This is a genomic window from Klebsiella sp. GL120222-02, from assembly GCF_003097195.1.
In the GTDB taxonomy this organism is placed as follows: Bacteria; Pseudomonadota; Gammaproteobacteria; order Enterobacterales; family Enterobacteriaceae; genus Klebsiella; species Klebsiella variicola.
This window is the reverse complement of record NZ_QEQO01000010.1, coordinates 25,791-46,903: the sequence shown is the minus strand read 5'-3', so window position 1 is coordinate 46,903 and position 21,113 is coordinate 25,791. Positions and strand designations below refer to the sequence as shown.

Annotated in this window: 17 protein-coding genes; 5 read left to right on the top strand and 12 right to left on the bottom strand. The window is 58.7% G+C overall.

All coding sequences use genetic code 11. From position 1 onward, the window contains the following. Positions 1 to 12: 12 nt before the first annotated feature. Entirely contained in the window at positions 13 to 747 is a 735-nt protein-coding gene (gene trmJ / locus N438_RS23940; RefSeq protein ID WP_008803789.1) for a tRNA (cytosine(32)/uridine(32)-2'-O)-methyltransferase TrmJ, read from the bottom strand. Positions 748 to 867: 120 nt separating this feature from the next. Here trmJ and suhB point away from each other — a divergent pair, with 120 nt between their 5' ends. Then, a complete protein-coding gene (suhB, locus tag N438_RS23935) occupies positions 868 to 1,671 on the top strand; it encodes an inositol-1-monophosphatase (RefSeq protein ID WP_008803788.1) in 804 nt (267 codons plus the stop codon). Positions 1,672 to 1,717: 46 nt separating this feature from the next. Here the strand turns inward: suhB and N438_RS23930 are convergent, their stop codons facing one another. From N438_RS23930 to N438_RS23920, 3 genes are all read right to left on the bottom strand, one after another. Continuing rightward, a complete protein-coding gene (locus tag N438_RS23930) occupies positions 1,718 to 2,554 on the bottom strand; it encodes a hypothetical protein (RefSeq protein ID WP_022064874.1) in 837 nt (278 codons plus the stop codon). A gap of 99 nt (positions 2,555 to 2,653) precedes the next feature. Next, positions 2,654 to 3,634 (bottom strand): nickel/cobalt transporter, encoded by a 981-nt coding sequence (locus N438_RS23925; protein WP_049008861.1) that lies wholly within the window; start codon positions 3,632 to 3,634, stop codon positions 2,654 to 2,656. Beyond that, positions 3,625 to 4,263 (bottom strand): DUF1007 family protein, encoded by a 639-nt coding sequence (locus tag N438_RS23920; RefSeq protein ID WP_012967437.1) that lies wholly within the window; start codon positions 4,261 to 4,263, stop codon positions 3,625 to 3,627. Before N438_RS23920 ends, N438_RS23925 begins: the two co-directional genes overlap by 10 nt. A 124-nt stretch (positions 4,264 to 4,387) precedes the next feature. Between N438_RS23920 and csiE the strand changes: the two genes are divergently transcribed. After that, positions 4,388 to 5,665 (top strand): stationary phase inducible protein CsiE, encoded by a 1,278-nt coding sequence (gene csiE / locus N438_RS23915; protein ID WP_012540862.1) that lies wholly within the window; start codon positions 4,388 to 4,390, stop codon positions 5,663 to 5,665. Here csiE and N438_RS23910 read toward each other — a convergent pair. Continuing rightward, the gene (locus N438_RS23910) at positions 5,662 to 6,798 is read right to left on the bottom strand and encodes a 3-phenylpropionate MFS transporter (RefSeq protein ID WP_008803783.1); all 1,137 of its coding nucleotides are present in this window, start codon (positions 6,796 to 6,798) and stop codon (positions 5,662 to 5,664) included. The two genes, csiE and N438_RS23910, sit on opposite strands and share 4 nt — an antisense overlap. A gap of 299 nt (positions 6,799 to 7,097) precedes the next feature. On the opposite strand from N438_RS23910, the gene N438_RS23905 reads away from it, so the two are divergent. Then, complete coding sequence (locus N438_RS23905; protein WP_012540860.1) at positions 7,098 to 7,520, top strand: DoxX family protein; 423 nt, start codon at positions 7,098 to 7,100, stop codon at positions 7,518 to 7,520. A 55-nt stretch (positions 7,521 to 7,575) separates the two neighbouring features. On the opposite strand, the gene glyA is transcribed toward N438_RS23905, so the two are convergent. Continuing rightward, a complete protein-coding gene (gene glyA / locus N438_RS23900; RefSeq protein WP_008803781.1) occupies positions 7,576 to 8,829 on the bottom strand; it encodes a serine hydroxymethyltransferase in 1,254 nt (417 codons plus the stop codon). Between the two features lie 325 nt (positions 8,830 to 9,154). Between glyA and hmpA the strand changes: the two genes are divergently transcribed. Continuing rightward, positions 9,155 to 10,345: an NO-inducible flavohemoprotein gene (hmpA, locus tag N438_RS23895; protein WP_008803780.1), complete on the top strand. Its 1,191-nt coding sequence runs from the start codon at positions 9,155 to 9,157 to the stop codon at positions 10,343 to 10,345. Positions 10,346 to 10,419: 74 nt separating this feature from the next. On the opposite strand, the gene glnB is transcribed toward hmpA, so the two are convergent. From glnB to purL, 5 genes are all read right to left on the bottom strand, one after another. Beyond that, positions 10,420 to 10,758: a nitrogen regulatory protein P-II gene (gene glnB, locus N438_RS23890; RefSeq protein ID WP_002914032.1), complete on the bottom strand. Its 339-nt coding sequence runs from the start codon at positions 10,756 to 10,758 to the stop codon at positions 10,420 to 10,422. A 65-nt stretch (positions 10,759 to 10,823) separates the two neighbouring features. After that, entirely contained in the window at positions 10,824 to 12,161 is a 1,338-nt protein-coding gene (glrR, locus tag N438_RS23885) for a two-component system response regulator GlrR (RefSeq protein WP_023340619.1), read from the bottom strand. Further along, positions 12,148 to 12,834: a two-component system QseEF-associated lipoprotein QseG gene (gene qseG / locus N438_RS23880; RefSeq protein WP_023298077.1), complete on the bottom strand. Its 687-nt coding sequence runs from the start codon at positions 12,832 to 12,834 to the stop codon at positions 12,148 to 12,150. Before qseG ends, glrR begins: the two co-directional genes overlap by 14 nt. 29 nt (positions 12,835 to 12,863) lie before the next feature. Next, positions 12,864 to 14,285, bottom strand: coding sequence for a HAMP domain-containing sensor histidine kinase (locus N438_RS23875; RefSeq protein WP_012967434.1), 1,422 nt, complete (start codon positions 14,283 to 14,285; stop codon positions 12,864 to 12,866). A 591-nt stretch (positions 14,286 to 14,876) separates the two neighbouring features. Continuing rightward, the gene (purL, locus tag N438_RS23870; protein WP_116696559.1) at positions 14,877 to 18,764 is read right to left on the bottom strand and encodes a phosphoribosylformylglycinamidine synthase; all 3,888 of its coding nucleotides are present in this window, start codon (positions 18,762 to 18,764) and stop codon (positions 14,877 to 14,879) included. Positions 18,765 to 18,939: 175 nt separating this feature from the next. Between purL and mltF the strand changes: the two genes are divergently transcribed. After that, positions 18,940 to 20,556, top strand: a complete 1,617-nt coding sequence (gene mltF, locus N438_RS23865) for a membrane-bound lytic murein transglycosylase MltF (protein ID WP_008803775.1) — start codon at positions 18,940 to 18,942, stop codon at positions 20,554 to 20,556. Here the strand turns inward: mltF and tadA are convergent. Next, entirely contained in the window at positions 20,553 to 21,062 is a 510-nt protein-coding gene (gene tadA / locus N438_RS23860; RefSeq protein WP_032700879.1) for a tRNA adenosine(34) deaminase TadA, read from the bottom strand. The genes mltF and tadA overlap by 4 nt on opposite strands. Positions 21,063 to 21,113 lie beyond the last annotated feature (51 nt).

The window sequence follows — 21,113 nt, the reverse complement described above, 5'->3', positions numbered from 1 at the left end:
GCGTTAACGCGCTTACTTACCTTTATTCTGCTGCTCAATAGACGCCAGCATGCCGCGCAGAATGTTCAGCTCCTGACTTTCCGGACGCGCGCGGGTGAACAGACGACGCAGCTTGTTCATCACCTGCCCCGGATGATTCGGGCGGATGAAGCCCGTCGCCAGCAGCGTCTGCTCAAGATGGCCGTAGAAACGCTCCAGATCGTCCACCAGCGGGTACGGCGCCTCTTCATGGTCAACCGCAGGCTGCGCCTGCTCCTGCGTCGCCAGCCAGGCCATCCGCACTTCATAAGCGATAACCTGCACCGCCATCGCCAGGTTCAACGAGCTGTACTCCGGGTTCGCGGCGATCGCCACGTGGTAGTGGCACTTCTGCAGCTCTTCGTTGGTCAGGCCAACGCGTTCGCGGCCAAAGACCAGCGCCACCGGCGCATGCTGCCCCTCGGCGACGCTTTTCAGGCCGCATTCGCGCGGATCGAGCATTGGCCACGGCAGTGTACGGGAGCGCGCGCTGGTACCCACCACCAGGCTGCAGCCCGCCAGGGCTTCATCAAGGGTATCGACGATCTGCGCGTTACCGATCACATCGCTGGCGCCCGCGGCGAGGGCTATCGCCTGTGAGTCGGGTTTGACCAGTGGGTTGACCAGCCACAGGTTAGTTAAGCCCATGGTTTTCATCGCGCGGGCTACAGAGCCCATATTGCCGGTGTGGGAGGTTTCTACCAGTACGATTCGAATATTTTGCAGCATTATGGTTCTTCGGCTAAAGATTATTCGGGCATGCTACCATAAAACGGAGACATAAGCAGATTTCGCTGTTATTATATGCGCCGTTTTTTCCCGTTCTTTAACATCCAGTGAGAGAGACCGATGCATCCGATGCTGAACATCGCCGTGCGCGCCGCGCGCAAGGCGGGTAATTTAATTGCCAAGCACTACGAAACGCCAGACACCGTAGAAACCAGCCAGAAAGGCAGCAATGATTTTGTGACCAACGTCGATAAAGCCGCTGAAGCGATTATTATCGAAACCATTCGCAAATCTTACCCGCAGCACACCATTATCACCGAAGAAAGCGGTGAACACGCTGGTGAAGAGCAGGATGTTCAATGGGTTATCGATCCACTGGATGGCACCACCAACTTCGTTAAACGTCTGCCCCACTTCTCTGTTTCCATCGCCGTACGCATCAAAGGTCGTACTGAAGTCGCGGTGGTTTACGATCCGATGCGTAACGAACTGTTTACCGCGACCCGCGGCCAGGGCGCGCAGCTGAACGGCTACCGTCTGCGCGGCAGCAACGCTCGCGACCTCGACGGCACCATCATCGCGACCGGCTTCCCGTTCAAAGCGAAGCAGCACGCCACCACTTACATGAATATTCTCGGCAACATGTTTACCGAATGTGCCGACTTCCGTCGCACCGGCTCTGCCGCGCTGGATCTGGCCTATGTAGCCGCCGGCCGCGTTGACGGTTACTTTGAGATCGCCCTGAAGCCTTGGGATTTCGCCGCAGGCGAGCTGATCGCCCGTGAAGCTGGCGCTATTGTCTGCGACTTCACCGGTGGCCATAACTACCTGCTGACGGGCAACATCGTTGCCGGTAACCCGCGCGTGGTGAAAGCGATGCTGGCGAATATGCGTGAGCAGCTGAGCGATGCGCTGAAGCGTTAATCTCTTACAGATGTCAAAAAGGAAGCCGCGGCTTCCTTTTTTTATGTCATTTTATCATGTTGAGGATCTGGCGAATCACCGCATTGCCGCCGATGCACAGTACCGTCAGGCCGCTAAACAAGGCCAGCGGCCCGCGCCAGCGCAGGCAGCCCTGCGGTCCCAGCCAGCGCCGGAAACACAACGCTATTCCTACTGTCGCCAGGCGGGCTAACAGCACGCCGACCATCGCCGGAACCAGCAGCAGCCATCCCCACAGCGGCAACTCGAACTGCTGCGCACTGAGTAAAATCCATACCAGCTGAAACGGCAGATAAAAGCTCAGGGCAAAGATCAGCGGAATGCGAATATTGCTTGCCGGTGCGGAAACGCCTTGAAAGTCTCGCCAGCTATCGCGCAGCAGTATCCCAGCCAGCACCAGCGTGGCCAGATAGCAGACGTCGTTAAAGATGCCCACGAACTGCATCAGCCGATAGCTGGTCAGCTTCCCCATGAAAGCAAAACGCCAGAAAATGATCACCAGGAAACCGAACTGCAATACCCAGCTGCGCAGGATCCAATCGACCATCTCCCGCGGCGAGGGCTGATTATGCACAGCCCAGGCAACAATGGGCAGTTTACTGTGCCCGGGGTGGCAAAAAGCCATGACGAAACCCGACAGCGTTAAGGTGGCGTAGGCCACCAGCGGGATATCCCCGATACGCGACACCCCGAATCCCATGACATACGACATGGCGTGGTAGACGCGCACCAGATCTGACGGCCACCAGCTGGCCAGCGCCGGAAACCAGTAGACGATCGCCAGGCCCGCCAGCAGCCCGGCGGCACCGGCGCAGCCATAATAAAACCGCCCGCTCGGTGCGGAAGAAACGATATTTGCGGCCATAGCGACTCCTTGTCATCCGCCGAAAAGCGGAAAACTAGAGCATCGCTTCGCCAGCGGCAAGCACAGGCGCCCACTTTCGGATTTGCGCCCGGCGTCTGACTAAAACGGGCGGATCCCACCGCCGGCCGGGACCGCGGTGAACCACATCACTCCTGCCGCCGCCAGCAAAATCACGCCGCCGGCCAGCGCCAGCGTCAGCCAGCCCACCTGACGCCACAGCGGCGGCGCCTGATGCTGACCCAGCTTCACCGCCAGCTGGCGAAAACTGTGCACCAGCAGCGCCAGCGCCGTGATGGTCAACGAGGTTCCCGCCGCCATCGCCAGCGCCGCCGCCATTCCCCAACTGAACACCCCGATCACCTTGCTGAACAGCAGCACCATGATCGCTCCCGAGCAGGGGCGCATGCCCATCGACAGGACGATCGCGGCGCGTGCCCGCCAGTCGTCGCCGCTCTGAAACTGATCCGGCGCCGGGAGATGCTGATGCCCGCAGCCGCAATGCTCGTGATGAACATGATGTGGGGTAAAAGCGGTAAACGTTGGCCGGCTCAGCAGCAGACGCAGCTTTTTTAACGCCCGCCAGCACAGCAGCAAGCCTAATGCGCCCACCAGCAGATAGCTGCCCTTCTCCAGCCAGAAACTGCTGAGATGCAGCTGGCGCGCCGGCAGCTGCAGCAGCGCCAGCACCACGACCACCAGCGCGATGGCCACCAGTCCCTGTAATAAAGAGGCGGCCAGCGTCAGGTTAATGCTTGATTTCAGCTTCGAGGGATGGGTGGCGAGCCAGGTAGTAATGACAATTTTGCCATGGCCGGGCCCTAAGGCATGCACTACACCATAAACGAAACTGAACCCGAGCAGCGACAGGCCCGCCGCTGCCGGGTTCTCCGCCACCGCCTGCAGCAGGCGGCTGAGTTCCAGATTCAACGAGCGCTGCCAGACCGCGCTCTGCATCAGCACCTGCGGCCACGCCCGCCATAGCCAAATGCCGCCGATGATGCTCACAGCCAGCAACAGCGCCAGCGGCCACAGCGCTTTCCAGCGCGAGGATCGCGCGCGGGGGGTGAAAATTACTGACATGTCAGGGTCACCTTCTGGGCAAAATAGCTGCCCAGCGCCATATCCTCCGGCGGCGCATCCGCTTTATCCAGCGACTGAGCGTACGAGAGCATTTTGTCGTTCGGTTTTGGCGTCATCACCGTTGCCTTACAGGCGGCCCGCAGCGCGGCGGGCAGGGAAAAATCGCTATCCTTGTCATAAAACATGTCGACGTAGTAGGTCGGGTCGAAGGTGGAAAAGGTAAACGTCTGCCCGGCAACGGGTTGCGGCGTCGCCAGCGGCAGCGTAAAGGTCAGTACCGCCTGCAGTCCGTCACGCTCGAGGCCATAGCCGTCGGGACGATTTTCAAATTTCACCCGCTGGCCGTTGTGCCACAGCTCGCTGAAATAGTGCTGGCCGAGTACGTTGGCCATCACCTCCGCCGCCAGCTTTTTCCATACTTCGCTGCCCGGTTTGGCGTTACCGGCGTCATAGAGCAGATCCGATGAGGTAATTTCATCCATGGTCCAGCGCATTTTAAACCCGCTCAGCAGACCGTCTTTAACCACCGGCTCGCTCTGCAAACTAATGAAGCTATGCGGATGCGCGGCGGCTGAAAATGATAAAACCATGAAAAACGCCGCGCTGGTGCATTGTTTCACTCTGTTCATCTGTTCCTCACGTGAAAAATTCTGTGAACTTCACCAGCAATCCTGAGCTAAAGCGGGCGTTTCGCCCTGCCCCCGCCTCTGCCATTGTCTATTCTTAGCGAAAACCCTAACTGGAACTTACCAGATGATGACCGTCATTGAACCACCATCTGCGCTTTCCAGTCCACAGCGCCGTAGCCAGGTGCTCCTGATGTTTTATCTGCCCGGACAGTCGGTGACGACTGAACGGCTTGGCAGGATCAACCTCGTTGATGAGACCACGGCCCGGCAGGATATTGAGGAGACCGGACGCGAAATTCAGCGTTACCACCGTTTGACCCTCCGGTCAGAGGTGGACGGCAGCTATCGGATTGAAGGCGCCGCGCTCGACCAACGTTTATGTCTGCTGCATGCGCTGCGGCGGGGGCTACGCCTCTGCCCGCAGTTCGTCAATCATCATTTTACCCCGGCCCTGAAAACGCAGCTTAAACAGGAAGGCATTGCCCGTACCTTATACGATGATACCAATCTGCAGGCGCTGGTGAACCGCTGCGCGCGGGCGCTCAATCGCCAGTTTGACTGCCGCGACGTGCAGTTTCTGCGCTTATATCTGCAGTACTGTCTGCTTGAGCATCACCGGGGATACTCTCCGGACTTCAATGATGAACAGCAGCGTTGGGCCCAGACCGCCGCCGAGTTTACCCTGGCGCAGGAGATTGTCCGCCACTGGCAGCGCCGGGTCGGCGCTCCGCCGCATGTTGGAGAGCCCTTCTTCCTCTCGCTACTGTTTATGTTGCTCAAAACCCCCGACCCGGTCCGCGACGGTCACCCGCACGATCGCCGCCTGCGACTGGCTATCTCCGGCCTGATCCATCGCTTCCAGGTCCTCGCCGGCAGGGCTTTCAGTGATGAGCAGGGGCTCAGCGATCAACTCTATATTCATTTATCGCAGGCGTTGATCCGCAGCGTGTTTGCCATCGGCATCGACAGCACGCTCACGGAGGAAGTGAGCCGGCTCTATCCTCGCTTACTGCGTACCACCCAGGCGGCATTGAGCGAATTCGAGGAAGCCTGGCACATCCATTTTAATGAGGAAGAGACCGGCTTAATCGCGGTGATCTTTGGCGCCTGGCTGATGCAGAAAAGCGACCTGCACGAAAAACAGGTGCTGTTGCTAACCGATGACAACCCGGCTATAGAAGAGGCTCTGGAACAGCAGCTGCGCGAACTCACGCTGCTGCCGCTGAATATCAAATACCAGAGCGTAGAGCGCTTTCAGAAGGAAGGTGCGCCCAAAGGGGTGACGCTTATCGTCACCCCTTATGCGACGGCGCTACCGCTGTTTTCGCCGCCGCTGATCCACGCGGAGAACTGCTTCACTGAACGCCAGCAGCAGCATATCTGCGCGATGCTTGAGGACTAGGCCGCCACCGCTTTTGGCCGGATAATCAGCGCCGGGATCGTCAGCAGGGCCATTACCCAGAACACGCCCTGGTGCAGGTGCTGATAGAGGAAACCGGCGAAGACGGTCATGATGGCAATACTCCCGCCCATCGCCACCGCGGAGTAGACGGCCTGCAAGCGGATCACTTCGCTGCCCTGACGGGCGGCGATATAGCGCATCGCCGCCAGATGACACACCGTGAAGGTGCCGCAGTGAAGGATCTGCGCAAGGAGGAGTCCCGGCAGCGCCGTGGTCCAGCCCATCAGTCCCCAGCGAATCAGCCCGCAGACGGCGGAGAGCAGCAGCAGGTCGCGTGCGCTGAAGCGGCGGAACACCTTTTTACTCAACGCGAAGATCACCACTTCCGCCACCACGCCTAACGACCACAGATAACCGACCGCCGAGGCAGAATAGCCGGCCTGCTGCCAGTAGATGGCGCTAAAGCCGTAGTAGGCGGCGTGCGCCCCCTGTAGCAAACAGACGCAGGCGAGAAAGCGCCAGCTCTGGCGTACCAGCGTCAGCCAGGCCGTCAGTCCTGCTCCCTGCTGCTGGCGCGACTCCCCGTGGGGCATCACCGACGGCTTAAGCAGCATACCCAGCAGCATCGAGGCGACACCCAGGCTTAACATCAGCAGGATCGCCCGATAATCAAACAGGCTGACCAGCTTGCCGGTCAGCGCCGAACCGATGACAAAGGCAATGGAGCCCCATAGCCGCACCCGGCCATAGTCCATGGTGATCTGCTTTTGCCAGGTATTGGCCAGGGCATCCGTCAGCGGCACCAGCGGCGAAAAGAACAGGTTGAAGCCGATAATGACCGCCAGCAGCCATGCCACGTGACTGCCGACCCAGAAGGCCAGCGCGAAAAGTAAGGTTAACAGGGCCAGCACGCGCAACGCGGCAATGAGCCGGGAGGGATCGCTGACCCGCGGGGCAATCAGCAGGCTCCCAAGAAAACGAGCCACCAGGCCAGCGCCAAGCAACAGGCCGATGGTTTCCGGAGTCAGCCCGTTTCCGGCCAGCCAGACGCTCCAGAAGGGCAGAAAAATACCGTAGCTAAAAAAGTAGGTGAAATAACTGAGCGCCAGCCAGCGCGTGGAGTGCAAGACCATGATTTCCTCCCGAATGGTGGCGACAGTCTGGCGACAAACCCCATCTTGAGTAAACCGGTGTCTCACTCTCTATATGGAAGTTGAGTACATTTGTCTTTAAATCGTGACACACATCACAGAGCGAGCACCATCCCATCGCCGGTTGTATTAAATAAAATCCGATAACCGGGCATCAAAGTGCGAGCAACCCGCAGCCAAATCCTGATGAAACGAAGCGCAACATTATTATTTTCTCACCATGGCGGCGGGCAAATTTGTGTATTACGTTTAAATCACACTTCTCTCATAACGAGCTGATTATGAACACACTCCGCTATTTTGATTTTGGCGCTTCCCGCTCCTTGCTGCTGCTCATCGCCCGCATCGCCGTGGTGGTCCTGTTTATCCTTTTTGGTTATCCGAAACTGTTAGGCTTTGGCGGTACGGTGCAGTACATGGCCGCCTCCGGCGCGCCGATGCCGACGCTGGCGGCGATTATCGCTGTGATAATGGAGGTCCCTGCCGCGATCTTAATTGTGTTGGGCTTTTTCACCCGCCCGCTGGCGGTCATCTTTATTTTTTATACGCTGGGTACGGCGGTGATTGGCCATCATTACTGGGATATGACCGGCGATGCGGTATTGCCGAACATGATTAATTTCTGGAAAAACGTCAGCATCGCCGGCGCTTTTCTGCTGCTGGCGATTACCGGCCCCGGAGCGATTTCGCTCGACCGCCGCTAATCGGCAGACACAAAAAAGGCCGCAATCGCGGCCTTTTTTATTGCAACGTTAACGCTTACGCATAAACCGGGAAACGGGCGCAGATATCCAGCACTTTGCCTTTCACACGTTCAATGACCGCTTCGTCATTGATATTGTCCAGCACGTCACACATCCAGCCAGCCAGCTCTTTAACTTCCGCTTCTTTGAAGCCGCGGCGAGTCACAGCCGGAGAACCGATACGGATACCGGAAGTCACGAACGGGCTCTTCGGATCGTTCGGCACGCTGTTTTTGTTCACGGTGATGTTGGCGCGGCCCAGGGCGGCGTCAGCTTCTTTACCGGTCAGGTTTTTATCCACCAGATCCAGCAGGAACAGGTGGTTCTCAGTACCGCCAGAAACCACTTTGTAGCCGCGGTTCAGGAACACTTCCACCATCGCTTTGGCGTTTTTCGCAACCTGCTGCTGGTAAACTTTAAACTCTGGCTCCATCGCTTCTTTCAGCGCCACCGCTTTCGCCGCGATAACGTGCATCAGCGGGCCGCCCTGCGCGCTTGGGAACACGGCAGAGTTCAGTTTTTTGTACAGCTCTTCACTACCGCCTTTCGCCAGGATCAGGCCGCCGCGCGGACCCGCCAGGGTTTTGTGGGTGGTGGTGGTCACAACGTGAGCATGCGGAACCGGGTTCGGATACACACCCGCGGCAATCAGGCCAGCCACGTGCGCCATATCGACGAACAGGTAAGCGCCGATGCTGTCGGCGATTTCACGCATTTTCGCCCAGTCAACGATACCGGAGTAAGCGGAGAAACCACCGATGATCATCTTCGGTTTGTGTTCCTGAGCCTGCTTCGCCATGTCGTCATAGTCAATTTTACCGGACTCATCAATACCGTAAGGGATGATGTTGTACAGTTTGCCGGAGAAGTTAACCGGAGAGCCGTGAGTCAGGTGGCCGCCCTGCGCCAGGTTCATACCGAGCACGGTATCGCCCGGCTGCAGCAGCGCGGTGTAGACCGCAAAGTTAGCCTGAGAGCCGGAGTGCGGCTGGACGTTAGCATAGTCAGCGCCGAACAGTTCTTTCGCGCGGTCGATAGCCAGTTGCTCAACCACGTCGACATATTCACAGCCGCCGTAGTAACGCTTGCCCGGATACCCTTCAGCATATTTGTTGGTCAGCTGAGAGCCCTGCGCCTGCATGACGCGCGGACTGGTGTAGTTTTCGGAGGCGATCAGTTCGATGTGCTCTTCCTGACGTACTTTTTCCTGCTCCATAGCCTGCCACAGTTCGGCATCATAATCGGCAATGTTCATTTCACGCTTTAACATCCGCATCTCCTGACTCAGCTAACAATAAAATTTCGGCCTAAAAAGGCGGTCCGATTGGACAACGGCCCACAGTATAACCTAATCATTCTGTGATAACAGGTCTTGACAAAGGATTTTACGCAAACGATTGGCTCCGCATGACACAAGGCTTTGAGCAATAACGTCTCTCTCATTATCAACGGATTTCTTTTCAGGTTTGTGATGCAAATTCTTCATGTTGTAACGGCATCGGGATTAAGTGTTAAAGAACCATTTACATAGCAGGGTTATTTCTATAAGATGCATTTAAAATGCATCAATAAGATAACACACAAGGAAGCACGCTATGCTCGACGCTCAAACCATCGCCACGGTCAAAGCCACCATCCCCCTGCTGGTAGAGACCGGCCCAAAGCTCACCGCCCATTTCTACGATCGTATGTTCGCGCATAATCCGGAGCTCAAAGAGATTTTCAACATGAGCAACCAGCGCAACGGCGATCAGCGCGAAGCGTTATTCAACGCCATTGCCGCCTACGCCAGCAATATCGATAACCTGCCCGCCCTGCTGCCGGCGGTGGAAAAAATCGCCCAGAAACACACCAGCTTCCAGATCAAACCGGAGCAGTACAACATCGTTGGCAGCCATCTGCTGGCGACCCTCGATGAAATGTTCAGCCCGGGTCAGGAAGTGCTTGATGCCTGGGGAAAAGCTTACGGCGTGCTGGCGAACGTCTTTATCGGCCGCGAAGCAGAAATTTATCAGCAAAACGCCAGTAAAACCGGCGGCTGGGAAGGGACCCGCGCGTTCCGCATCGTGAAGAAAACCCCGCGCAGCCAGCTTATCACCAGCTTTGAGCTCGAACCGGTTGATGGCCAGCCGGTCGCCGATTACCAGCCTGGCCAGTACCTGGCCATCTGGCTGAAACCGGAAGGCTTCGAATATCAGGAAATCCGCCAGTACTCCCTGACCCGCAAAGCGGACGGCAAAGGCTACCGCATCGCGGTAAAACGTGAGGACGGCGGTCAGGTTTCCAGCTGGCTGCATAACCATGCCAGCGAAGGCGATGTGGTCTATTTAGCCGCCCCGGCGGGTGACTTCTTCCTTAACGTTGAACCACAGACGCCGGTCACCCTGCTCTCCGGGGGCGTCGGGCAAACGCCGATGCTGGCGATGCTGGATGCGCTGGCGAAGAGCGGTCATCAGGGTCAGGTGAACTGGTTCCATGCGGCGGAAAATGGCGACGTTCACGCCTTTGCCGATGAAGTGAGTGCGCTTGGCGCGGCGCTGCCGGCGTTTACCTCGCACGTGTGGTATCGCAACCCGAGCGAAGCCGACCGTCAGACTGGACGTTTTGATAGCGAAGGTTTGATGGATTTAGCGGCAGTGGCGGACAATATTCGCGCCCCGCAGATGCAGTTCTATCTCTGCGGCCCGGTAGCGTTTATGCAGTTTGCAGCGAAGCAGCTGGTAGAATTAGGGGTTAATAAAGACAACATTCATTACGAATGTTTCGGCCCGCATAAGGTCCTGTAAGCCCCGACGACGCGGGGATTTGTAGGCCGGGTAAGCGCAGCCTCACCCGGCAATACTGCAGCGAGCGGCGAGGATTAAATCGCCGCGTCGTCTTCTTCACCGGTACGGATACGAATGACCCGCGCGACGTCGAAGACAAAGATCTTGCCGTCGCCAATCTTGCCGGTCTGCGCCGTACGGATGATGGTATCCACACAGGTATCGACGATATCGTCGGTCACCACGATTTCAATTTTTACTTTTGGCAGAAAATCCACCATGTACTCCGCACCGCGGTACAGCTCGGTATGACCTTTCTGGCGGCCAAAGCCCTTCACTTCCGTCACCGTCATCCCGGTGATGCCGACTTCGGCCAGCGCTTCACGCACGTCATCCAGTTTGAAAGGTTTAATAATCGCATCAATCTTTTTCATGGTGTTCCTGTCTTAGTCGCGTAACCGGTTGCTTACCGTATCATAACTTGCGCTATGTTACGGAGCTACTCTTTAAAGTCGTTGGCGTCGAGCTCATGGCGCGACAGCAGTTTATAGAATTCGGTGCGGTTGCGCCCTGCCATCCGCGCGGCGTGGGTGACATTGCCTTTAGTAATTTGCAGCAGCTTGCGCAGGTAGTTCAGCTCAAACTGATTGCGCGCCTCCACGAAGGTCGGCAGCGCGGTATTCTCTCCTTCCAGCGCCTGCTCCACCAGCGCGTCGCCAATCACCGGCGACGAGGTCAGGGCCACACACTGCTCAATCACGTTCACCAGCTGGCGCACGTTACCCGGCCACTTGGCGGCCATCAGCCGCTTCATCGCATCGCTGGAAAACGCCCGGACAAACGGCTTATGGCGATCGGCGGACTGGCGCAGCAAATGATTAGCCAGCAGCGGGATATCCTCAGCCCGTTCGGAAAGCGGTGGGATCTTCAGATTCACCACGTTGAGTCGGTAAAACAGATCTTCGCGGAACTCGCCGCGGGCCATCGCCTTCGGCAGGTCGCGATGGGTGGCGGAGATGATCCGCACGTTGATCTCGATATCGCGGTTGCTGCCCAGCGGACGCACCTTACGCTCCTGCAGGACGCGCAGCAGCTTCACCTGCAGCGCAACCGGCATATCACCGATCTCGTCGAGAAACAGCGTACCGCCCTCAGCGGCCTGGAATAATCCTTCACGGTTACTGACCGCGCCGGTAAAGGCGCCCCGCGCATGGCCAAACAGTTCGGATTCGAGCAGCTGTTCCGGCAGCGCGCCGCAGTTGATCGCCACGAACGGTTTATCATGACGCGGGCTGGCGTTATGGATCGCCTGGGCGACGATCTCCTTCCCGGTCCCACTCTGGCCGTTAATCAGCACGCTGACATCCGATTGCGCCACCATCCCGGCCTGCTCAAGCAGACGCAGCATCAGCGGGCTGCGGGTCACAATCGACTGGCGCCAGGCTTCGTCGGTGGCCGGCGAGCGCTGCTCTAACGCCTCATCAATGGCTTTATACAAGGCATCTTTATCGACCGGCTTGGTCAGGAAGCTGAACACCCCCTGCTGGGTCGCGGCCACGGCGTCGGGAATCGAACCATGGGCGGTGAGAATAATCACCGGCATGCCGGGCAGCCCCTTCTGGATCTCGCTGAACAGCTGCAGGCCATCCATTTCATCCATCCGCAGATCGCTAATCACCAGATCCACTTTCTCACGCCCCAGCACGCGCAGCGCTTCCGGCCCGCTCTCGGCGGTGACCACGCTGTAGCCTTCGCTGACCAGGCGCATGCCCAGCAGCTTCAACAGTCCCGGATCGTCATCCACCAGCAGCAAACGCGCCGGTTTACGGATCGTCATGGATCACCTCCGGCACTTTTTCGCTGCCGAAGTTGCCGCCCGGCTTGCGGCTGGAGAGCTGGCGTTCGATATCCGTCAGGTTCTCCAGCTTACGGGTGGTCAGCTCCAGCTGTTCGCGCAGCGCCTGCTCCTGCTGTCGCAGCGTCTCCAGTTCGCTATCGCTGGACTGCTGAAGCTTCGCGTAACGGGCACGCTCTTCCACCAGCTGCAGCTGACGGGTCTGGCCGTCGCGCCAAAGCTGATACAGCGGGCGGACCTGAACGGCGATTTGCGGGCTGAAGGTATCGAGACGCGCCACCAGGTCGCGACGCTCGTCGGGAGTAATTTTGGCATCAGCAAGCAGGATGCCGCGACGGAACGCGTCCTGCCAGCTGTCGTCGGTATGGCGTTTCGCCTCCGCCCGCGCCTGCGCCGGTGCGAGGCGATCGGCACAGTCAATGCCCCGCAGCCAGTAGAGGGGATTTTTGTCGCTGGCATCGCTGCTGTGGGCCCAGATGTCCGCGCAGTCTACCGCGACAAAATCGGCCACCTGATGCTGCGCCTGCCCGGGGGCGGCGGTACCTTCCGCGGTATGCGGTGAAAAGCCGGCGGAACACCCCGCCAGCGTCAGACAAGCAATGCCTGAAAGCAGCCATCCGCGAAGGGAACGGCGCCAGGCCAGGAATTGGGACATAGTTCCCCGATATCGATTCATAAGTTGGATTATTCCGGCGCTGAGGGAAGCGTAATGCGAAAACAGACCTGCCCGGCGGGCGCGTCAACTAAGCTGAGCTCCCCTTGCATCTGCCGGACGCAGTCGCGGGCGATACTCAACCCCAGCCCACTGCCCTTAACGGCCCCTTTACGCTGGTGACTCCCCTGGTAAAAAGGCTCGAAAATCATATTCTTTTCCGCGGCCGGGATCGGTTCGCCGCTGTTGGCGACATCAATACGCACCTGCTCTCCGTGCCGGTAGCTGTGGATACGGATGTTACCGGATTCAGCGCCATAGTGCACCGCATTGGAGTAGAGATTATCCATTACGCTTATCAATAGTGCAGGCTCTGCCAGGCAACGCCGCGCCTGCAGCGTCAGTTCAGTATGCATCAGTTTAGCCCGCGCGGGCAGGCTGTGCGCCGCCACGACGTTTTCCACCAGGTCCACCAGATCCACCGCTTCGCGAGCCACCGGGCTGTCGGCCTGTTTTCGGTTGTAGTCCAGCAACTGTTCAATCAGCTTTTGCAGGTTACGACTACTGCTGTCGAGGATCTCGACGATCTCCTGCTGCTCAGGGGTCAGTGGCCCGGCGACCCGGTCGGCCAACAGCTCGGTACCTTCACGCATACTGGCCAGCGGGGTTTTCAGCTCATGCGACAGATGACGAAGAAATTGATGCCGCTGCGACTCCAGCCACGCCAGGCGCTCGCTGAGCCAGATGATGCGCTTGCCCACCGAGCGCAGCTCGCGCGGGCCGGTAAACAATGCGGCGTCGTCCAGCGACTTCCCTGCCCCCAGCTGATTGATCATTCTTTCTATGCCTTTCACCGGACCGATAATCATACGGGTGAAGAGCAGCACCAGCGCCAGGCTCAGCAGAAACAGCACCAGCGCCTGCCAGCCGAAAAACTGGCCGCGTTCGGCAATCTCCTGCTGCAGCTGCTGGCCGCGGGAATAGACGACTGCCCGGGTCGCCTGCACCATATCGCTGTTATTGCTGGCGAAAACTTCCAGTCTGGCGGCCGCCTGGGCATCGGGGCCGCTATTTTTACACTGCAACTGCGCCAGATCGCTGACGTCCTGACGCAGCGCCTGCCAGAGTTTCTCGTCCGGTAGCACGCCGGCATGGGCATCCAGCATCTGGCTGTAGCGCTGTCGCTGATTCTGATACACCCGCGCCAGCGTCGGATCGTCCAGCACGCAGTACTGGCGATAGCTGCGCTCCATTTCCAGCGCGGCATTGATCATCGCCTCGCTGCGTCGGGCATCGACCAGCGTAGTGCGGTTAATATGCGCCGCCTGGGCGCTAAGGGCATTCAGGCTCTGCCAGGCCTGCCACGCCAGCACCAACAGCGGCAGCAGGATCAGCACAAAGGAGAGCGTCACCAGTTGACGCAGCGAACGGGGAAAAAGAGAGAGTCGCTTCAAGGATGTTGTCTCAATCATTAGCTCTGGTCGATGCTAACTGAGGAGCGCGCCGGAGAAAAGCGCTACCGCTGGTTACTGCGCCGCAGAAACAACAAAGCCAGGCGCAAGGCCTGGCTTTGTTCAGGAATGAGGCGGTGCCTTACTCGACGTTTCGCCCGATGTCTGATAAAGCCAGGCTGTTATCAGGAGTTGGACGGCAGGCACCTGTTTGTGCGTCATTCGAAGTTTATGTAGCGCGTCCCGAAGGGGCTGACATAAGAAGGTGAATGAGCCACTGGTTAATATTATGCATGAACTATGCCACCTTTCAAAACATTTTATTAACACGCTGATATATATGATATTAGCTCACGATCATTGCCATACCGGAACCGTACATTTTTTATTCATATTGTCGCTAATTGACGACACTAAACAGGCGCCGCACCACTGCTCAATAAAATCAATATGTTAAGTGTCTCCTATTGACGACACCATAACATAGGGGTTGTCGGCAATTCCCGACACCCTGGCGTGCCGGCCATCACAGATAAAAAAAGCCCCCTGCCTGAGCAGGGGGCTGATACATTCACATGAGGCGCTGCCGGAAGGTTAACCCAGCTGTTTACGCGCGTTACGGAAGATACGCATCCACGGGCTGTCCTCGCCCCAGTTCTCCGGGTGCCAGGAGTTGCTTACGGTGCGGAAGACGCGTTCCGGGTGCGGCATCATGATGGTCGCGCGCCCGCTTTCGCTGGTCACCGCGGTGATACCGTTCGGGGAACCGTTCGGGTTCGCCGGATAGGTTTCGGTCACTTTGCCAAAGTTATCCACGAAGCGCAGCGCCACCAGACCTTTGCTCTCCAGCTGGGCCAGATGCGCGCTGTCGCGCACTTCCACCTGACCTTCGCCGTGGGAGACCGCAATCGGCATCCGTGAGCCAACCATGCCTTCCAGCAGCAGGGATGGGCTTTGCGTCACTTCCACCAGGCTAAAGCGCGCTTCGAAGCGGTCAGACTGGTTACGCACAAAGCGCGGCCACAGGTCGCTGCCCGGGATCAGCTCGCGCAGGTTGGACATCATCTGACAGCCGTTGCACACGCCGAGCGCCAGCGTCTGCGGACGATGGAAGAACGTCGCGAACTCATCGCGCACGCGCTCGTTGAACAGAATCGACTTCGCCCAGCCTTCACCCGCGCCCAGCACGTCACCATAGGAGAAGCCGCCGCAGGCCACCAGGGCATGGAAATCCCCCAGACCGGTGCGGCCCGCCAGCAGGTCGCTCATATGCACGTCGATGGCGTCAAAGCCGGCGCGATGGAAGGCTGCCGCCATTTCAACGTGGGAGTTCACCCCCTGCTCGCGCAGGACGGCCACTTTCGGACGCGCGCCGGTGGCAATGTACGGCGCCGCAATGTCGTCATTAATCTCAAACGAAAGCTTCACATTGAGGCCCGGATCGGCGTCATTGGCTTTCGCCTCGTGCTCCTGATCGGCGCAGGCCGGGTTGTCGCGCAGACGCTGCATCTGCCAGGTGGTTTCCGCCCACCACATGCGCAGCGTAGTGCGGCTCTCGCTAAACACCGTCTGACCGTTGGCGGTCAGCACGAAGCGATCGCCCTCGACCGCTTTACCAAGGTAATGCACGCAGTCTGCCAGGCTGTTAACCGCCAGAATGGCTTCCACCGCCTCACGGTCTGCAGCGCGCACCTGGATCACCGCCCCCAGCTCTTCGTTGAACAGCGCGGCCAGACGATCATCGCCCAGCGCGGCGATATCTGCTTCCAGGCCACAGTGGCCGGTAAAGGCCATTTCCGCCAGAGTCACCAACAGGCCGCCGTCGGAGCGGTCGTGATAGGCCAGCAGTTTACGCTGCGCCACCAGGGCCTGCATCGCATCCCAGAAGCCTTTCAGCTGAGCGACATCACGCACGTCTGCCGGCTTGTCGCCGAGCTGGCGATAGACCTGCGCCAGCGCCGTCGCGCCCAGCGCGTTGTGCCCTTTACCGAGGTCGATAAGCAGCAGAGCGTTATCTTCTGTAGAAAGCTGCGGCGTGACGGTATGACGAACATCTTCGACACGGGCGAAAGCGGAGATCACCAGCGACAGCGGGGAGGTCATCTCGCGCTGCTCGCTGCCTTCCTGCCAGCGGGTTTTCATCGACATCGAGTCTTTACCGACCGGAATGGTCAGGCCCAGCGCCGGACACAGCTCTTCGCCTACCGCTTTCACCGCCTCATACAGGCCAGCGTCTTCGCCCGGGTGACCTGCGGCGGCCATCCAGTTAGCCGACAGCTTCACGCGATTCAGCTCGCCAATCTGCGTGGCGGCGATGTTGGTCAGCGCTTCGCCGACGGCCAGACGGCCAGAGGCCGCGAAGTCCAGCAGGGCAACCGGGGCGCGCTCGCCCATCGCCATCGCTTCGCCGTAGTAGCTGTCGAGGCTGGCGGTGGTCACCGCGCAGTTGGCCACCGGGATCTGCCACGGGCCGACCATCTGGTCGCGGGCGACCATACCGGTCACGGTGCGGTCGCCGATGGTCACGAGGAAGGTTTTCTCGGCCACCGTCGGCAGGTGCAGAACACGGTTTACCGCATCAGCAAGGGTAATCGGTTGGCGATCCAGCGCGCTGCCCTGGGCTTTCAGGGTCTGCACATCGCGGGTCATTTTCGGTGTTTTGCCGAGCAGAACGTCCAGCGGCAGGTCGATCGGCTGATCGTTAAAGTGGCTGTCGCTCAGGCTCAGGTGCTGCTCCGCGGTAGCTTCGCCGATAACGGCATAAGGCGCGCGTTCGCGGCGACACAGTTCGTCGAACAGCGGCAGTTGCTCCGGGGCGACCGCCAAAACATAACGCTCCTGCGATTCGTTACACCAGATCTCCAGCGGGCTCATCCCTGGCTCATCGCTGAGAATATCGCGCAGCTGGAATTTACCGCCGCGGCCGCCGTCGCTCACCAGCTCCGGCATGGCGTTGGAGAGACCGCCCGCGCCAACGTCGTGGATAAAGAGGATCGGGTTGGCGTCGCCCAGCTGCCAGCAGCGGTCGATCACTTCCTGACAGCGGCGTTCCATTTCCGGGTTGTCACGCTGTACGGAGGCGAAATCGAGGTCGGCATCGGACTGGCCGGAGGCCATAGAAGAGGCCGCGCCGCCGCCGAGACCGATGTTCATCGCCGGGCCGCCCAGCACGATCAGCTTCGCCCCGACGGTAATCTCGCCCTTCTGCACATGCTCGCCGCGGATGTTGCCGATACCGCCGGCCAGCATGATCGGTTTGTGGTAGCCGCGCAGCTCTTCGCCATTGTGGCTGGTGACTTTCTCTTCATAGGTGCGGAAGTAGCCGTTCAGCGCCGGACGACCAAACTCGTTGTTAAACGCCGCGCCGCCCAGCGGGCCTTCGGTCATGATGTCCAGGGCGGTGACAATGCGGTCCGGTTTACCGAAATCTTCTTCCCACGGCTGCTCGAAGCCCGGAATACGCAGGTTGGAAACCGAGAAGCCCACCAGGCCCGCTTTCGGCTTCGCGCCGCGGCCGGTGGCGCCTTCATCACGGATTTCGCCGCCGGAGCCGGTTGCCGCGCCCGGCCATGGAGAGATGGCCGTCGGGTGGTTATGGGTTTCCACCTTCATCAGTATGTGCGCCGGCTCCTGATGGAAGTCGTAGCGCCCGGTCTGGTGGTCGGCAAAATAGCGCCCCACTTCAGACCCTTCCATCACCGCGGCATTATCTTTATAGGCCGACAGGACGTAGTCCGGCGTTTTTTCGAAGGTGTTTTTGATCATTTTGAACAGCGACTTCGGCTGCTGTTCGCCGTCGATGATCCAGTCGGCGTTGAAAATCTTGTGGCGACAATGCTCAGAGTTCGCCTGAGCGAACATATACAGCTCAATATCGTTCGGGTTGCGGCCCAGACGGGTAAACGCATCCTGCAGGTAGTCAATTTCGTCATCTGCCAGCGCCAGCCCCAGACGGAGGTTGGCGTCAATCAGCGCCTGACGGCCTTCGCCCAGCAGGTCAACGCTGGTGACCGGCGTCGGCTGATGGTGAGCGAACAGCGTCTCGCCCGCTTCCAGGGCGTCGAAGACGCTCTCCATCATGCGGTCGTGCAGTTCCGCCGCCACGACGGTCCACTGCGCTTCGGTCAGGGTTGAGGCTTCAACGTAATACGCCACGCCGCGCTCCAGGCGCACGACCTGAGTCAGACCGCAGTTGTGAGCGATATCGGTAGCTTTAGAAGACCAGGGAGAGATGGTGCCAGGGCGAGGGGTCACGAGCAGTAATTTACCGGTCGGGGTATGGCTGCTTAAGCTCGGGCCATACTGAAGCAGTCGCGCCAGGCGCTCGCGATCGTCAGCGCTCAGCGGAGCGTTCAGATCGGCAAAATGAATATACTCGGCATATATGGCGCTTACCGGAAGGTTGGCCGCCTGAAATCGTGCCAGCAGTTTATTAATACGGAATGCCGACAGTGCAGGTGAACCACGCAAAATTTCCATCATAAGTCTCTCGTCTTCGAAGCTTTCAGGGTGAGCCAGGGGGGGAAACGGGCGTCATTATAGTGAATCCTGCGCCCCGACGAAACCGTTTGCGTAGAAATAAAATCATTGATGCTATTTATCAATAAATGTGACGACCATCGCGAATAAGTTGCCAACTGGCGCATTCTTAAGCAGAATGCCGCACATTCGACGACAACCTTGCGTTTTTTCCGGACATCGCCTGCTGAGGAACCTGAAGCTGCAGAAGATTAACGCTCTGAAAAAATTAAAGATTAATTATCTGCTGATCGGCATTGTCACCCTTTTGCTGGCGGCGGCCCTGTGGCCGTCAATCCCCTGGTCCAGTAAACCCGAGAACCGGGTGGCGGGTATTATCGCTCGCGGCGAGCTGCGCATCAGCACCATCAACTCGCCGATGACCTTCGCCACCATGAACGATAAAACGTTCGGTCTGGATTATGAACTGGCGAAGCAGTTTGCTGACTATCTGGGCGTGACGCTTAAGATAACCGTCCGGCAGAATATCAGCCAGCTGTTTGACGACCTCGACGACGGTCAGGCCGATATGCTGGCTGCCGGTCTGGTTTATAACCAGGAGCGGGTGAAAAACTACCAGGCTGGCCCCACCTACTATTCTGTTTCCCAACAGCTGGTCTATCGTGTCGGTAATATCCGGCCGCGCACTCTCGCGTCGCTAACCGCCGAGCAACTCACTATCGCTCCGGGCCACGTGGCGATCAACGACCTGCAGGCCTTAAAAGCGGAGAAATATCCGGATCTTACCTGGCGCGTGGACGAGAAGCGCGGTACCACGGCGCTGATGCAGGCGGTGATTGACGGCAAACTCGATTACACCGTCGCCGATTCGGTGGCCGTCAGCCTGTTTCAGCGCGTCCATCCGGAGCTGGCGGTGGCCCTGGATATCACCGACGAACAGCCGGTCACCTGGTTTAGCGCCCGGGGCGAAGATAATTCGCTGTCGGCCGCAATGCTTGATTTCTTCAATAACATTAATGAAGACGGGACGCTGGCGCGCCTGGAGGAGAAATACCTCGGCCACGGCAACGACTTCGATTATGTCGACACCCGCACCTTCCTCCGTGCAGTGGAAAATATTCTCCCGGACGTGCAGCCGCTATTTGAAAAGTACGCCCGCGAGATTGACTGGCGCCTGCTGGCCGCGATCGCCTGGCAGGAATCCCACTGGGATCCGCAGGCCACTTCCCCCACCGGCGTGCGCGGCATGATGATGCTGACGCGCAACACCGCGCAAAGTCTGGGACTGACTGACCGGACCGATGCGGCGCAGAGTATCGACGGCGGCATGCGCTATCTGCAGGATATGATGGATAAAGTGCCGGATTCGATTCCGAAAGACGAACGCATCTGGTTTGCGCTGGCTGCTTACAATATGGGCTATGCCCATATGCTGGACGCCATGGCGCTCACCCGCAAACAAAAAGGCAATCCCAACAGCTGGGCAGACGTTAAGCTGCGTTTACCCCTGTTGAGCCAGAAGCCCTATTACAGCAAACTTAAATACGGCTACGCGCGCGGCCATGAGGCCTACGCCTATGTGGAAAACATCCGCAAATATCAGATAAGCCTTGTCGGCTATTTGTCAGAGAAGGAGCGCCAGCAACAGCAAACGCTGGCCCTGGCGGAGGATTACCCGGCCGTGCTCCCGAATGAACTCGAACAGCCGCAGGAGACCACCCTGCCCTTTTTCAAGTTTCGCGCCGATAAGCAGATGGATAATGCCCGGTTAAAACTCCCCGGCCACCTGTATTAACCTTCTCCGGTCTGCTCCCGGGCTTTCTTCAGCGCTTTTTTCTCTTCCCGCCGCCAGCGAAAGAAGTCGCTCAGCATGGTAGAGCAGGACTCCGCCAGCACGCCTTCGCTTATTTCAACCCGATGATTCATTCCCGGATGGTGCAGGACATCTATTAGCGAGCCAGCGGCGCCGGTCTTGGCATCCCTGGCGCCAAAGACCAGGCGGGCGATACGGCTGTGCACCATGGCGCCAGCACACATGACGCAAGGCTCCAGGGTCACGTACAGCGTGGCGTCGATCAGGCGATAGTTTTGCAGCACCAGCCCGCCCTGGCGTAAAGCCATAATTTCCGCGTGAGCGGTGGGGTCGTGACGGCCGATCGGCCGGTTCCAGCCCTCGCCGATGACCTGGTTGTTATACACCAGCACCGCGCCCACCGGCACCTCGCCCTCTTCCCAGGCGCGCTTTGCCAGCGTCAGGGCATGACGCATCCAGTATTCATCATTGAGTTCGAGGTCAGACACAGCGGCCACTCCAGCAGAAAAAGCGGGGCGCATTATACATGGGCGCTATCA